General features: G+C 67.1%; 10 protein-coding genes. 7 read left to right on the top strand and 3 right to left on the bottom strand.

The genetic code is table 11. The features are described 5' to 3' along the window. The first annotated feature begins 78 nt into the window (after positions 1–78). The 3 genes from BAU06_RS03385 to BAU06_RS03375 all read left to right on the top strand — a co-directional run bounded on the left by BAU06_RS03385 (position 79) and on the right by BAU06_RS03375 (position 5,200). Positions 79–750 (top strand): HAD family hydrolase, encoded by a 672-nt coding sequence (locus BAU06_RS03385; RefSeq protein WP_066344316.1) that lies wholly within the window; start codon positions 79–81, stop codon positions 748–750. Between the two features lie 188 nt (positions 751–938). Next, complete coding sequence (locus tag BAU06_RS03380; protein WP_066344314.1) at positions 939–2,207, top strand: Hsp70 family protein; 1,269 nt, start codon at positions 939–941, stop codon at positions 2,205–2,207. Between the two features lie 221 nt (positions 2,208–2,428). Continuing rightward, complete coding sequence (locus BAU06_RS03375; RefSeq protein ID WP_066344312.1) at positions 2,429–5,200, top strand: hypothetical protein; 2,772 nt, start codon at positions 2,429–2,431, stop codon at positions 5,198–5,200. Here the strand turns inward: BAU06_RS03375 and BAU06_RS03370 are convergent. After that, positions 5,197–6,519 (bottom strand): hypothetical protein, encoded by a 1,323-nt coding sequence (locus BAU06_RS03370; protein ID WP_066344310.1) that lies wholly within the window; start codon positions 6,517–6,519, stop codon positions 5,197–5,199. The genes BAU06_RS03375 and BAU06_RS03370 overlap by 4 nt on opposite strands. Before the next feature lie 250 nt (positions 6,520–6,769). Here BAU06_RS03370 and BAU06_RS03365 point away from each other — a divergent pair, with 250 nt between their 5' ends. The 3 genes from BAU06_RS03365 to BAU06_RS03355 all read left to right on the top strand — a co-directional run bounded on the left by BAU06_RS03365 (position 6,770) and on the right by BAU06_RS03355 (position 9,820). Further along, entirely contained in the window at positions 6,770–7,684 is a 915-nt protein-coding gene (locus BAU06_RS03365) for a LysR family transcriptional regulator (protein ID WP_066344308.1), read from the top strand. A gap of 132 nt (positions 7,685–7,816) precedes the next feature. After that, complete coding sequence (locus tag BAU06_RS03360; RefSeq protein ID WP_066344305.1) at positions 7,817–8,821, top strand: Bug family tripartite tricarboxylate transporter substrate binding protein; 1,005 nt, start codon at positions 7,817–7,819, stop codon at positions 8,819–8,821. A 45-nt stretch (positions 8,822–8,866) separates the two neighbouring features. Further along, on the top strand, positions 8,867–9,820 hold the full coding sequence (locus BAU06_RS03355) for a M14 family metallopeptidase (protein WP_066357834.1): 954 nt from the start codon (positions 8,867–8,869) through the stop codon (positions 9,818–9,820). 54 nt (positions 9,821–9,874) lie between these two features. Here BAU06_RS03355 and BAU06_RS03350 read toward each other — a convergent pair whose 3' ends face one another. Both BAU06_RS03350 and BAU06_RS03345 read right to left on the bottom strand, forming a co-directional pair. After that, positions 9,875–10,630: a TerC family protein gene (locus tag BAU06_RS03350; RefSeq protein ID WP_066344302.1), complete on the bottom strand. Its 756-nt coding sequence runs from the start codon at positions 10,628–10,630 to the stop codon at positions 9,875–9,877. 164 nt (positions 10,631–10,794) lie between these two features. After that, positions 10,795–11,556: a glucose 1-dehydrogenase gene (locus BAU06_RS03345; RefSeq protein ID WP_066344298.1), complete on the bottom strand. Its 762-nt coding sequence runs from the start codon at positions 11,554–11,556 to the stop codon at positions 10,795–10,797. A 106-nt stretch (positions 11,557–11,662) separates the two neighbouring features. Here BAU06_RS03345 and gcvA point away from each other — a divergent pair, with 106 nt between their 5' ends. Beyond that, entirely contained in the window at positions 11,663–12,553 is an 891-nt protein-coding gene (gene gcvA / locus BAU06_RS03340; protein WP_066344296.1) for a transcriptional regulator GcvA, read from the top strand. Positions 12,554–12,581: the final 28 nt, after the last annotated feature.

Here is a 12,581-nt window from a genome sequence, read left to right as displayed (position 1 = left end):
GCGGGAAGACAGAGCGGGTAACATGACGGCACGGGGCGGCAAGCGCCCCGCTGTTCCGTTTGCACATCCGGGGGCCTCTTGAAATTCCAGGCGGTGTTATTCGACTGCGATGGCGTGCTGGTCGACAGCGAGCGCATCTCCACGGGCGTCCTGCGCGACATGCTGCGGGAACTGGGGCTGTCCATGACCCACGACGAAGTGCTGCGCCGCTTCGTGGGCAGGACCATGAAAGACGAGCTGCCCTGGATCGCGCAGGCCTCGGGCCGCCCCATCGGCCCGGAGTGGCTGGCGGAATTCTGGCGCCGGCGCAACGACGCCCTGCGCAAGGACGTGCAGGCCATCCCCAACGTGCGCGAAGCGCTGCGCGTCCTGTACCAGCGCCTGGACGGCCGCATCGCCTGCGCGTCGGGCGCCGACCGCCACAAGCTGGAGTTGCAGCTGACCCGGACGGGACTGATGGAGTTCTTCCAGGGCAGGACCTTCAGCGGCTACGAGATGGCGCGTTCCAAGCCGAGTCCCGACGTGTATCTGGCGGCGGCCGCGGCGCTGGGCGTGGACCCGGCCGCGTGCATCGTCATCGAGGACAGCGTGACGGGCGTTACCGCCGGCGTGGCGGCGGGGGCAACGGTATTGGGCTACAGCCCCGGCGGGCCATCGCACAGTCCCGCCGACGCCCTGCTGGCCAGCGGCGCCACCGCCGTGTTCGCGGACATGGCGCGGCTTCCCAGCTTGCTGGGCCTGGATCGCTGAGACGCCATCCGGGCCGCCGCGGCGCGGCCAGCGCTGCCGTCGACGTCGCCAACGCCAACGCCAACGCCAACGCCAACGCCAACGCCAATGCATGCGTCGGGTCGCGGCCCTGCCGGTCCAGGCCGTACAATCCGCCTTTGCCCCCTCATCGCGCCCGTCGCCACCAGGCCGCGGGCGCGCGCATTTTCATGAATCCTCCCGCCTCCGCCCGCGCCTGCGGCATCGACTTCGGCACCTCCAATTCCGCCGTGGGCTGGTACCGCCCCGATGCGCCGTCCCTATTGCCGCTGGAAGACGGCCAGCCCACGATGCCGTCGGCCATCTTCTTCCACGAGGAAGACAGCACCATCCGCTACGGCCGCGCCGCGCTGGAGGACTACCTGGCGGGCTACGAGGGCCGCCTGATGCGGGCCATGAAGAACCTGCTCGGCAGCTCGCTGATCGATGGCCACACGGAGATCCGCGGGCGCGGCGTGCCGTTCCGCGTCCTGCTGACCCATTTCATCGCCCAGTTGAAGACGCGCGCGGAGCAAGCCGCTGGACGCACCTTCGACTCCGTGGTCATGGGCCGGCCGGCATTCTTCGTCGACGGCGACGAAGCCGCCGACCGCAGCGCCCAGGACACCCTGGGCGAGATCGCCACGGCGGTCGGATTCCGACATGTCGCCTTCCAGTACGAACCGCTGGCGGCCGCCTTCGACTATGAATCGCAGATCGGCCGGGAAGAACTGGTGCTGGTCATCGACATCGGCGGCGGTACGTCGGACTTCTCGCTGATCCGCCTGGGGCCGGCACGCGCCGGCCAGGGCGACCGCAAGCAGGACATCCTGGCCCACGGCGGCGTGCATATCGGCGGCGGCGATTTCGACCGGCACCTGAACCTGGCCGCTTTCATGCCGCTGCTGGGTCTGGGCAGCAAGCTGCGCAACGGCAAAGACGTACCTTCCACGCCGTACTCCAACCTGGCGTCCTGGCACACGATCAATTTCGCCTACACCAACAAGGCGCGGGAAACGCTCTCGTACATCCGCGCGAACGCCGCGGAACGCGACAAAATCGAGCTGCTCCTACGGCTGGTGGAACGGCGCGCCGGCCATTGGCTATCGCTGCAGGTCGAACAGGCCAAGATCGCCCTCTCGGATGCGCCGGCCACGCAGGCCAGCCTGGATCGCATCGCGCCCGGGCGGACCGTGGACATCAGCCGGCCGGACCTGGACCAGGCCACCGCCCCGCTGATCGACCGCATCGAGAACACCGTCGCTGCCCTGCTGCGCGACGCCGACGTCGACCGCGCGGCGATCGACACCATCTTCTTCACCGGCGGCTCCAGCCGCGTATCCTGCCTGCGCGAGCGCGTCGCGGCGCTGTTGCCCCAAGCCCGCGGCGTGGAAGGCGACCTGTTCGGCAGCATCGGCACGGGCCTCGCGCTGGACGCCGCACGCAAGTTCGGCTTTTGATCGGACGCCATGTCGCGGCGCACACGCAAACGATCCGCGACCCTCGCGCATTCGGCACGCCCTACATCCTTGGGATATATCGCTTCGATGTATGTCCTCGCACCCCGCGCGCACGGTGCCGCGGGGGCCTCAGCAAAGCTTGCTTCGGTTCCTGACAAACTGCTTTACTCTTCCGCCGCAGCACGCGCCTAGGCCGCCATCATCCTTTGCGAGGAGCCGCGATGAGCAGGGACGCCCTTCTGAAGCGCTTCACCCAGACGCTTCCTTATGCCAGCGAAATCTTCGGTGTCTACCAGCCCCTGCTGGGCTGGAAGGCGAAAAGCGCCCTCGATCGCTTGCACAAGGGCCTCTACGGCGAGCACGGCGCCCTGCTGGAAAAACTGCGGCCCAAGTTCAAGCCGCGATACATGCTGCGGATCAACCAGGACCACTTCCTGGAAGACATCAAGCCCTTCGTGACCGCCGACCGCGAGCCCACGCCGCGTCACGACACCATACTGATGCGCGAACTGGCCAAGCGCCTGCCGGCCGCGCAGGACTATGACCCCGCCATCTGGGACGAGCTGCTGGATCGCGGCAAGCTTGACGACATTCTGCAGAATCCCGTGCGCGACTGGTATGTCGAATGGTACGAGCAGAATTGGCACGCCATCCGCGACGTCTATCGGGGCGACGCCCAGCCGGCCATCGACTGGGTCAATGCCCAGGCAACGCGGGAGTCCGCCACCGCCGGCATCCTCGATTCGCTGCGTGCCGGAGGCCTGCATTCCGTCCTGCACGATCTTTTCTACGGCAAGCAGCCCCAGCTGCTGCAGGACCTGATGGCGCCGCTGGCCTACGAGGACCCCTTCGACATCATCGACCCCAAGAAGGAGCTGGACCGCGTCGGCCTTTCCCCCATAGGCATCGTCCACCTGTTCCGCCAGTACTTCTTCGAATTCGATACCTTCCTGGGATCGCCCGTCGGGCATATCTGGATCAGCCCGGGCTCCACCGTCGAACTGGTCGAAGTCAGCACCCGGCGGGTCTACACCGAGCGCGTCACCGAGGAATTCACCGAATCCATCCTTAAGACCGAAAGCGCCGCCACCGAGCAGGACGAGCTGTCCGAGGCGGTCAAGACCGACAACCGGTCCGAAACCAAGTTCGGCGCCAACGTCAAGGGCGAACAGAAATGGGTGTGGGGAACCACCAGCCAGAGCGCCAGCTTCGACATGTCGGCCACCCAGCAGACCGCGCGCGAGCAGGCCCACAAGCGCATGCGCCAGCAATCGGAAAAGCTGTCCACGGAAATCCGCAAGAACTACAAAAGCACCTTGCGGGTCATCACCGAGACCACGGACACCTCCAGCAAGCGCTATGTGCTGACCAATAGCGGCAAGGAGCTGGTCAACTACGAACTGCGCCGCAAGATGCGCCAGGTCGGCGTGCAGGTGCAGGATATCGGCACCTATCTTTGCTGGCAGACCTACGTCGACGAACCGGGCGCCCAGCTGGGGATCGCCGAACTCGTCCACATCGCCAAGAAGCCGGACACCGAACCGCAGCATCCGGAAGCGCTGGCGCGGCCGCAGCCCCTGCCGGTGGACGTCAGCATCGAGATTCCCTTCGTCCAGACCTCCGACGACCGGGGCGACATGGACGAGGCCTACCGCGACGGCCGGGAAGTGGATTCCGATTTCAACGAAGGAGACCGGGAAACCATCCAGGCGGATTTCCGCCAAGTGGTCTCGCCACCGCAACCCGGCTACTACCTGGACTCGAACATCGTGTTCGACAAGGGCGGCGCCGATGTCGAGCTTTCCGTGCGCGACCTGGTGCAGGCCGACCCCGCCAGCGCGGTCGCCATTACCGAAGTGTCCTTCGTCGTGCACTTGAACTATGTCAACTTCAAGGGCAACTCGCCCATCCGCATCGGCGCCAAGCTGAACTGGCTGCCGCGGCCCGCGCTGATCCAGCAGGTGGAAACCGACAACGCGCAGCGCGCCAAGGAGTTCACCGAACAGAAGGCGGAACTGAACCGCAAGGAATACCTGTCCGCCGCGCGCGACCGCATCAAGCTGGCCAGCAAGATATCCGCGCGCCGGTACGAGGACCTGCGCGAGGAAGAGCGCATCGTCGTCTACCGCGCCCTGATCCAGAAGATGCTGACCAAGGGCATCCCGATCAAGGACAATGCCACGCGCCACGCGGTCTCCGAACTGCTCGACTCCATCTTCGACGTGGACAAGATGCTGTACTTCGTCGCGCCGGAATGGTGGAAACCCCGTGCGCATTACGGCCAGTACCTGGCCGCCCAGCCCGGCGCGGCCAGCGGCCTGCCCAAGGTCCAGTCGGGCTTCCATATCCTGGGCAAGGTCAAGCCGCCATCGACCACCTTGAGCCGCGACAGCCTGGTCAGCTGGGGCGGCGCGCACTCCAGCCGCCAGGACAACTACTACATCACCGAGGACTCCGCGCCCGCCCGTCTCGGGGCGTCGCTGGGCTGGCTATTGCAATTGGACGGCGACGACCTGCGCAATGCCTTCCTGAATGCCCCCTGGGTAAAGGCCGTGATCCCGATCCGGCCGGGCAAGAACAAGGCCGCGCTGAACTGGCTCAAGCAGGTCGAAGGCATGAACGGCATCGGCCCCACCGACATGTATGTCGGCAGCGAGCCCGAGCTGCAAGGCAAGACGCTGATGGAGGCGCTGGAAATCCTGGCCGGGAAAGTCAGCGACAAACAGGCGGCCGCCAACCAGGTCGGCCAGTATCCCCCGGAAGAGACCCAGGACGACAACAAGGTCAGCGCCACGCCGGTGGACAAGGTCTTCGAGCATGGCTTCTATCCCTTGCAAGGCGGCTTCCGCGCCGTCCCCGGCAGCGCGGACCCGCAGCACCCCGACGGCGCCTTCGAAGTGTTCGACCAATGGCTGGAGATCGTGCCCACGGACCAGATCGTTGCCGTGGAGGTCAAATACAACCCCAAGACCGGACAGCAGGTGGACACCTAGAAGCCGCTGTGGAAGAGCGCATGGGATTGCAAGCGCGATACGAACCAGCTGTGCCCTTCCAGCCCCGGCTCGTAATCGCCGCCCAGGGCGAATCCACGCGGATTCACGAGCTTTTCCGTGGACAGGTAGACCAGCGCATTGTGGGACGGCAGCACCACCAGGGAACGTGAGTTGTCCGTCGAGTAGATCTCGTAGCCGTCCATCAGGCCCGCATGGGTCTGCTTGCCGTCCGGCATCGGTTTGCCGTTGAAGCCGGAGAACGCCACCCCCGGGCGGTGATATCCCCCGCCATGGCGCTTCAGGCGCTCTTTCAGCTCGCCATATATCCCGTCCACCGTGTCCGGCTCGGCGCTGTACAAGCGGATCCGCTTGTCCGAGTCGTCACCCTGCCAGGTCTTCAGGCGCTTCCAGAAGGTGTCATAGCCTTCCCGCTTGCTGACAGCGGCCTTGTCCTTCCCGCCCTTCTCGTCCAGCATCACGTCGAAGGCATAGACTTCCCTCAGCAGTTTATCCATGAAGGCGCTGCCCCGCCCGGCGTGCGACAGCAGCGCCTGCAGCACCGCGCCGCTGCGGCTGTATCCCGACACCGCCACCCGGGCCAGCTTGACCGGACTGGCCGCGGGCACCTTGCCCGTGACGCCCTCGTGGCAACGCCGGGCGATCTGCTCCAGCGCGTCCTGCAGTTCCGCGGGGTCGCCCAGGCTGGCAAAGGACAGGCTGCTGGAAACCGGCACCACCACCATCATGGCCCAGGGACATTTTTTGTCGGCGAAGCCGTCGGCGCCCGGCTTCGAGCCGCCCGGCCGCACGGCGCAGAAATGCTGCGTCACCGTCTGCTTTTCCTTGCACAGGTAGCGCGCGCCCAGCTCGAGGAAGTTCGGCACCGCCAGCGGGTCGATGCCGCCTTGCCAGTACGCGGGATATTCGTGGATGTTGCCGAATGGATGGAACAGTACATGGGCCTTGATGGACAGGTCGCCCGCCGTGTGGCCCGCCATCGCCGCCACCAGGGCAGGCGACACCCACGCCCAGAACAGGCGTGTGCGGTTCTTCTCTGTCGGGTTATCGATGCGTTCCAGGATGAAGAGCCGCCCGGGCGAGGCATCGTCCAGGTTCTCGCGCATCCGGTAATCGATCAAGCCGGCCGGCGTGGCGGCCGGCGGCGCCGTGGCGGGGACGAACACGCGCGCGCCGAACACGGGGAAGCGCCGCTTGTTCTGGTGGTAGAGCTTGAGCAGCTCGACCTTCTGGCTATCGACGAATACGGCCTTGTACGACTTGAGCAAGGCGTGCTCGTTCGTGATGTCCCTGATCTGCATGGCGGATCGCCCCCGGACGCATGAGCCCCGGCGCAAGAGCCGGAACCCGCCTCGATGCGCAGGTCCGCCTCCCGGCCGGACAGGTGGGCCACGGCTACCGCCGCGGTCGGGACAGTGTAATGGCGCCCTGCCGGTACCGCGCTATCATTGCCGCGATTCTTTGTGCGCGCTACGCCACCTGCAGGGCTTGCGCGAAGGCCGGCCCGCCGATGCCGGCTCCCGGCGCCCGTCTACCCGCCATACGAAGCCCATGCCCGACCTGAAACTGCTCGAAGACCTGATCGCGCTGGCGCGCACCGGCAGCTTCGTGCGCGCGGCGGAACTGCGGCACGTCACGCATCCCGCCTTCGGCCGCCGCATCCGTACCCTGGAAGCCTGGGCGGGCGTACCGCTGGTTCGCCGCGGCCAGCAACCCGCGACGCTCACACCGGAAGGCGAGGCTTTGCTGAAGACCGCCATACAGGTGGTGGAGCAAATGAGCGTGGCGCGCCACGGCATGCGCGGTTTCAGCGGCAATGGCGACGCGGTACTGCGCATCGCGACCGGCCGCAGCCTTGCGCGCACGCTGGTCGCGGACTGGGTGGCCCGGCTGCGGCACCGCGCCCCCAAAGTCCTGACGGGTCGGACGCAGGTGGAGATCTCGACCGGAAGAATGCAGGATGTCGTCGTCAGGCTGGAACAGAACAAGGTCGACATGTTGTGCTGCTACGAGCATCCGGCCATGTCGGCGTCGCTAAGCCCGCAACGGTATCGATACATCACGCTGGCGACCGACAAGCTGGTGCCGGTCACGCAGGTCGATACGCGCGGACAACCGCGCTATGCGCTGCGCGAAGGCGGCCGCCCCACGCCCTTGATCGCCTACGCCGGCGGCCTCGCGATGGCGCGCATCCTGGGAGATCGCCTGGACACCACGCCATATGCGCTGACGCCTTTCATGCGCAGCGATTCGCTGGACGCCACGCACGGCGCGGTGGCCAACGGATTGGGCGTGGCCTGGCTGCCCTGGTCGATGGTGATCGCCGATTGCCGGCGCGGCACGCTGGCCGCATTGGGCGGACGCAGCGACGAGGTCGCCTTCGAAATCCGCCTGTACCGGCCACGGGCGCGGATGACCGAACTGGCCGAAGCGGCCTGGGCCGCCACCGCCCGCCGCATATCCTGAACCCACGCGGCCCACGCACAAATGGCACGGCTGCGTGCCGTTTCGGCACGGGGCGCCGGCCGTTGCGCCCGACAATACGCCCTGAGACCAGAGAGACGGCCCAGCCGTCCAACCAGCCCCCAGGGAGAATCCATGAACACCGTTACGTACCGGCTGCGCAAAGGCTGCGCGGCCTTGTGTGCAGCCTTGTGCGCGGCCACCGCGCTTGCCGCCGCCTCCGCCGCGTCCGCCGCCGAATATCCCACGCGCACCATTTCGCTGGTCGTGGGTTATCCCGCCGGCGGCAGCGTCGACCTTACCGCGCGCCTGTTGGGCGAGGAACTGTCCAAGCGCCTGGGCCAGGCAGTCGTCATCGAGAACCTGGGAGGCGCCGGCGGCACCATAGGCGCGCAACGCGTGGCGCGTGCCGAACCCGACGGCTACACGCTGCTGCTGGGGGCCACCAACGAGATGGTCATCGCCGGCATGATCAGCACGGCCGTCAAGTACGACGGCGCCAAGGACTTCACCGCCGTGGGGTTGGTCGGCTCCCAGCCCATGGTGCTGGCGGCCAGCCCCGGCGCGGGAGTGAAAACCGCCGCGGAGTATCTGCGAAAAGTGCGTGGCGCGGCCCCCGGGACCTATAACTTCGGCTCGTCCGGCGTGGGCACCGCGCTGCACCTGGCAGGCGAGATGATCAACCAGGCCACGCAAACCCAGGTCGGCCATGTCCCGTATCGGGGCGTCGCGCCTATGGTCACCGACCTGATGAGCGGCCAGCTGGATTTCGGCATCCTGGTGCTGTCCTCCGCCTTGCCGCAAGTACGGGGCGGCAAGATCGTCGCCCTGGGCCTGACGGAAAACAAAGCCTCCGCCACCGCGCCGGAGATCGCGCCCCTGGCCGCCACGCCGGGCTTCGAAAGCGTCGACATCAACGTCTGGTTCGCGCTGTACGGTCCCCCCGGCCTGCCCCAAGCCGTGGTGGCCAGGCTGCGCACCGCGCTGGATGGGATCCTGGCGTCCGAGCAATTCCGCGTCAAGATGCGCGACGCGGGCGCCGAGATCGCCCAGCCGGGCGTGGATCTGGCGGCGTTCCAGGCGGCGGAAACCGGCAAGTACCGGGCGCTGGTCAAGGCCGCCAGGATCGAAGCCCAATAGTCACGCCTGTGCCCCACGATGGCCGCAACCCGCAACGGACGCTTCATGAACTTCGCACTATCCACGCCGGGCCTCGACGCAGAGCGCATCGGCAACACGGGTACGCCCGGTGTATGGCACTTCGATTCCGGGCTGCCCGGCCGCTGCCTGATGATTTCCGCGCTGGTGCACGGCAACGAGCTGTGCGGCGCATGGGCGCTCAAGGACCTGCTGGCGGCCGGGCTGCGTCCGCGCCGCGGCAGCCTGACCCTGGCGTTCTGCAATCTCGAAGCCTTCGACCGCTTCGATCCGGCCCGCTGCGATGCGGCCCGGTTCGTGGACGAAGACATGAACCGCGTCTGGACCGCCGCCCGGCTCGAGCATGCCCGGACTGCGGATAGCCGCCGTGCCGCGGCGTTGCGGCCATGGGTGGAACGCGCCGACTGGCTGCTGGACCTGCACTCCATGCACGAACCCGGCGCGCCACTGCTGCTGACCGGCCTGCTGGCTCGCAACATCGCCCTGGCCCGGGAACTGAAAGCCCCGGCCCATGTCATCGTCGACGCGGGCCACGAAGACGGCGTGCGCATGCGCGACTTCGGGCGCTTCGGCGACCCCTCGCGCGACGATGCCTGCGCGCTGCTGATCGAGTGCGGCTTCCATGGCGACCCGGCGTCCCATGGCGTGGCCCGCGACATGGCCGCGCGCATGCTGGCGGCGTCCGGCGTGGTCGACCGGGACGATATTCCCGCGCGATGGCGGCTGCCCGATCCCGCCGCGCAGCAGGTGCTCCAGGTCACCGACGCGGTGGTCGCGCCGTCCATGGACCTGCGGTTTTCCCAAGCCTGGAAAGGACTGGAAACCCTGGAAAAGGCCGGCACGGTGCTGGGGTGGGCGGACGGCCAGGCCATCGTCACGCCCTACGACCGCTGCACGCTGGTCATGCCCTCGCTTCGACAGCTCAAGCCCGGCGTCACGGTAATGCGCCTGGCGCGGGCGGTGCGGCCGGCCCCCGCCTGAGTGCTCTTTGGCGGGAGAGCGCCTGCCTTCACGCGGCCCCCGCCCGGGCCGCGCTCAGTGCTCGTCCTGGCCCGCGGTCCGGCGGCTCCGGGTGCGCCGCGCCATCAGGTTCAGGCCTTCGATCAGCGCGGAAAACGCCATTGCGGCGTAGATATAGCCCTTGGGCACATGGGCACCGAAGCCCTCCGCGATCAGCGTCATGCCTATCATCAGCAAGAATCCCAGCGCCAGCATGACGACGGTGGGATTGCGCTGGATGAAGCGGGCCAGCGGATCGGCGGCCACCAGCATGGTCAGCACCGCGACAATGACCGCGATGAACATGATGGGAATATGCTCCGTCATGCCCACTGCGGTGATGATGCTGTCGATCGAGAACACCAGGTCCAGCAAAAGGATCTGGCCGATGGCCGCGGCAAAGCCGATGGTGGCCGTCTTGCCCTCGAACAGGTCGCCGGCGGGATCCGGGTCGACGTGATGATGGATTTCCTTGGTTGCCTTCCAGACCAGGAACAGGCCGCCCGCGATCAGGATCAGGTCGCGCCAGGACACACCGCGCCCGAACAGCTCGAACAGGGGCTGCGTCAGCTGCACGATGAATGCCACCGTGCCGAGCAAGGCCAGCCGCAGGACCAGGGCCAGTCCGATACCGATGCGCCGGCCGCGCGCCTGCTGGGACGCCGGCAGCTTGTTCGTCAGGATGGAGATAAAGATCAGGTTGTCGATGCCGAGCACGACTTCCATCGCGATGAGTGTCGCCAGGGCGATCCAGGCGGCAGGTTGCTGGGCAAGCGATAACAGGTAATCCATACGCGCTCTCCGGCTCGTGCGGCGCCCGCGCGCCGTGGCGACCTATCATACAGAGATACCAAGTCTGGATTGCCGCGTGCCTGGTCCACTCGCCGACTGCCCTGGCTTACCTGCCGCCTCCATGGCCCGCTTGCCGCCTGCCCTGATGCGTTACCACCCCGGGCTCACTTGCCGCCCGTTACATCCAAGAAGGTGCCGGTGACGAAGGAGGCCTCCGCGCTTGCCAGCCACAGGATGGCGCGCGCGACTTCCTCCGGTTGGCCGCCCCGCCCCATGGGGATCGAATCCTTGACGCGATCCACCCGGCCCGGCTCGCCGCCGCTGGCATGCATCTCGGTGTAGATGTGTCCCGGCCGCACGCAGTTCACGCGTATTCCCTCGCGCGCCACTTCCTTGGCGAAGCCGGTCGTGAAGGTCTCCAGGGCGCCCTTCGATGCGGCGTAGTCCACGTATTCGTTGGGACTGCCCAGCCGCGCCGCCGCCGACGAGACATTGATCACCGCGCCGCCGCGCCCCTCGTGCCGATAGGACATCCGCTTCGCCGCCTGCTGCGCGCACAGGATGGGGCCGATCGCGTTGACCGCGAAAATACGCCGCATGCGGTCGAAGCCCAGGTCCTCCAGGCGGGACTGCCGCTCCAGTATCGCGGCGTTGTTCACCAGTACGTCGATGCGGCCGAACTGGCGGTCTATCGCGGCGAACAAGCCGGCAACCTGCGCCGGGTCCGCGCTATCCGCCCGCATGGCCAGCGCGCGGCGCCCGGCGGCTTCCACATCGGCCGCCACCTCGCGCGCCGCGGCTTCGTTGGAGACGAAGCTGATCGCCACGTCATAGCCTTGCGCGGCGGCAAGCCGCGCCGTCGCCGCGCCGACGCCGCGGCTTCCTCCAGTGACAAGAATCAGGGGAGCCTGGGCAGTCGTGTTCATGATGTGGACCTTGATCGTGGTTGAGCAATGCTTTAGCTTATCTATCCCTATCACGCCCGACAACGCAGATAATCTGGCATGTCGCGTTAGAAAAACTACTCGAACGATGAAAAGAGTCCTGCCCCCGCTGAATGCCTTGCGGGCCTTCGAAGCCGCTGGCCGGCTCGGCAGCTTCAAGGAAGCGGCCGCCGAGCTGCACGTGACGCACGGCGCCATCAGCCAGCACATACGCCTGCTGGAAGCGTGGCTGGGCTCGTCCCTGTTCGAGCGGCATAACCGCCGCGTGCAGCTGACGCCAGCCGCGGCCGCTTACCTGCAAAAGATCGGCCCCTTGTTCGAACAGCTCTCGCAGGCCACCGCGCGCTACGGCGTAACCGAAACAGACGCCCGCGTACTTTCCGTGAACGCGCCGGCCACATTCACCCTGCGATGGCTGGTACCCAGGCTGGCGCGATTCCGCGCGGACCATCCCGGCGTGGAAGTCAGGATAGAGACGTCCAACGGGCCGCTGGAAAGCCTGAAGGAAGACTACGACGTCGTCATCCGGGGCGGCCCGGACACGTTCTACGGCTATTCGATGCGGCCTTTCCTTACCGAGGAAAGACTGCCGGTCTGCAGTCCGGCGCTTTTGCGCCGCATGCCGCTGCGATCGCCGGAAGACCTGCGGCACCACACTTTGCTGCACACATCGAGCCTGCCGCGATTGTGGCCGGACTGGCTGGCGGGCGCGCAGATCGCCGCGCTGCGGCCAGCCGCCACGCTGACCTTCGACCACTTCTACCTGACCTTGCAGGCCGCCATCGACGGCATCGGCGTCGCCATGGGCCCCACCGCGCTGGTCGCCGACGATCTTGCCTGTGGCCGGCTCGTCACGCCCTTCCCGGGTCCGCGCCTGCCATCGCGCAGCTATTGCACCTATGTCGCCGACGAAAAATCCGGCGATGAACGCATCGCGCTATTCCGTTCATGGCTGGAGCGCCAGGGAAGCGGCTCCTGAGCGAACCCGGCCGCCGCCATTCCATGCG

This window comes from Bordetella bronchialis (genome assembly GCF_001676705.1).
Classification (GTDB): domain Bacteria; phylum Pseudomonadota; class Gammaproteobacteria; order Burkholderiales; family Burkholderiaceae_B; genus Bordetella_C; species Bordetella_C bronchialis.
Note: the sequence above shows the minus strand (reverse complement) of the source record. Positions and strands in the feature narration are given on the sequence as shown.

Excerpts from the sequence above, each read along its gene's own strand:
- BAU06_RS03360 (WP_066344305.1), top strand. The coding sequence starts at position 7,817 with ATGAACACCGTTACGTACCGGCTGCGCAAAGGCTGCGCGGCCTTGTGT.
- gcvA (WP_066344296.1), top strand. The coding sequence starts at position 11,663 with ATGAAAAGAGTCCTGCCCCCGCTGAATGCCTTGCGGGCCTTCGAAGCC.
- BAU06_RS03380 (WP_066344314.1), top strand. The coding sequence starts at position 939 with ATGAATCCTCCCGCCTCCGCCCGCGCCTGCGGCATCGACTTCGGCACC.
- BAU06_RS03365 (WP_066344308.1), top strand. The coding sequence starts at position 6,770 with ATGCCCGACCTGAAACTGCTCGAAGACCTGATCGCGCTGGCGCGCACC.
- BAU06_RS03350 (WP_066344302.1), bottom strand. The coding sequence starts at position 10,630 with ATGGATTACCTGTTATCGCTTGCCCAGCAACCTGCCGCCTGGATCGCC.
- BAU06_RS03345 (WP_066344298.1), bottom strand. The coding sequence starts at position 11,556 with ATGAACACGACTGCCCAGGCTCCCCTGATTCTTGTCACTGGAGGAAGC.
- BAU06_RS03355 (WP_066357834.1), top strand. The coding sequence starts at position 8,867 with ATGAACTTCGCACTATCCACGCCGGGCCTCGACGCAGAGCGCATCGGC.
- BAU06_RS03370 (WP_066344310.1), bottom strand. The coding sequence starts at position 6,519 with ATGCAGATCAGGGACATCACGAACGAGCACGCCTTGCTCAAGTCGTAC.
- BAU06_RS03375 (WP_066344312.1), top strand. The coding sequence starts at position 2,429 with ATGAGCAGGGACGCCCTTCTGAAGCGCTTCACCCAGACGCTTCCTTAT.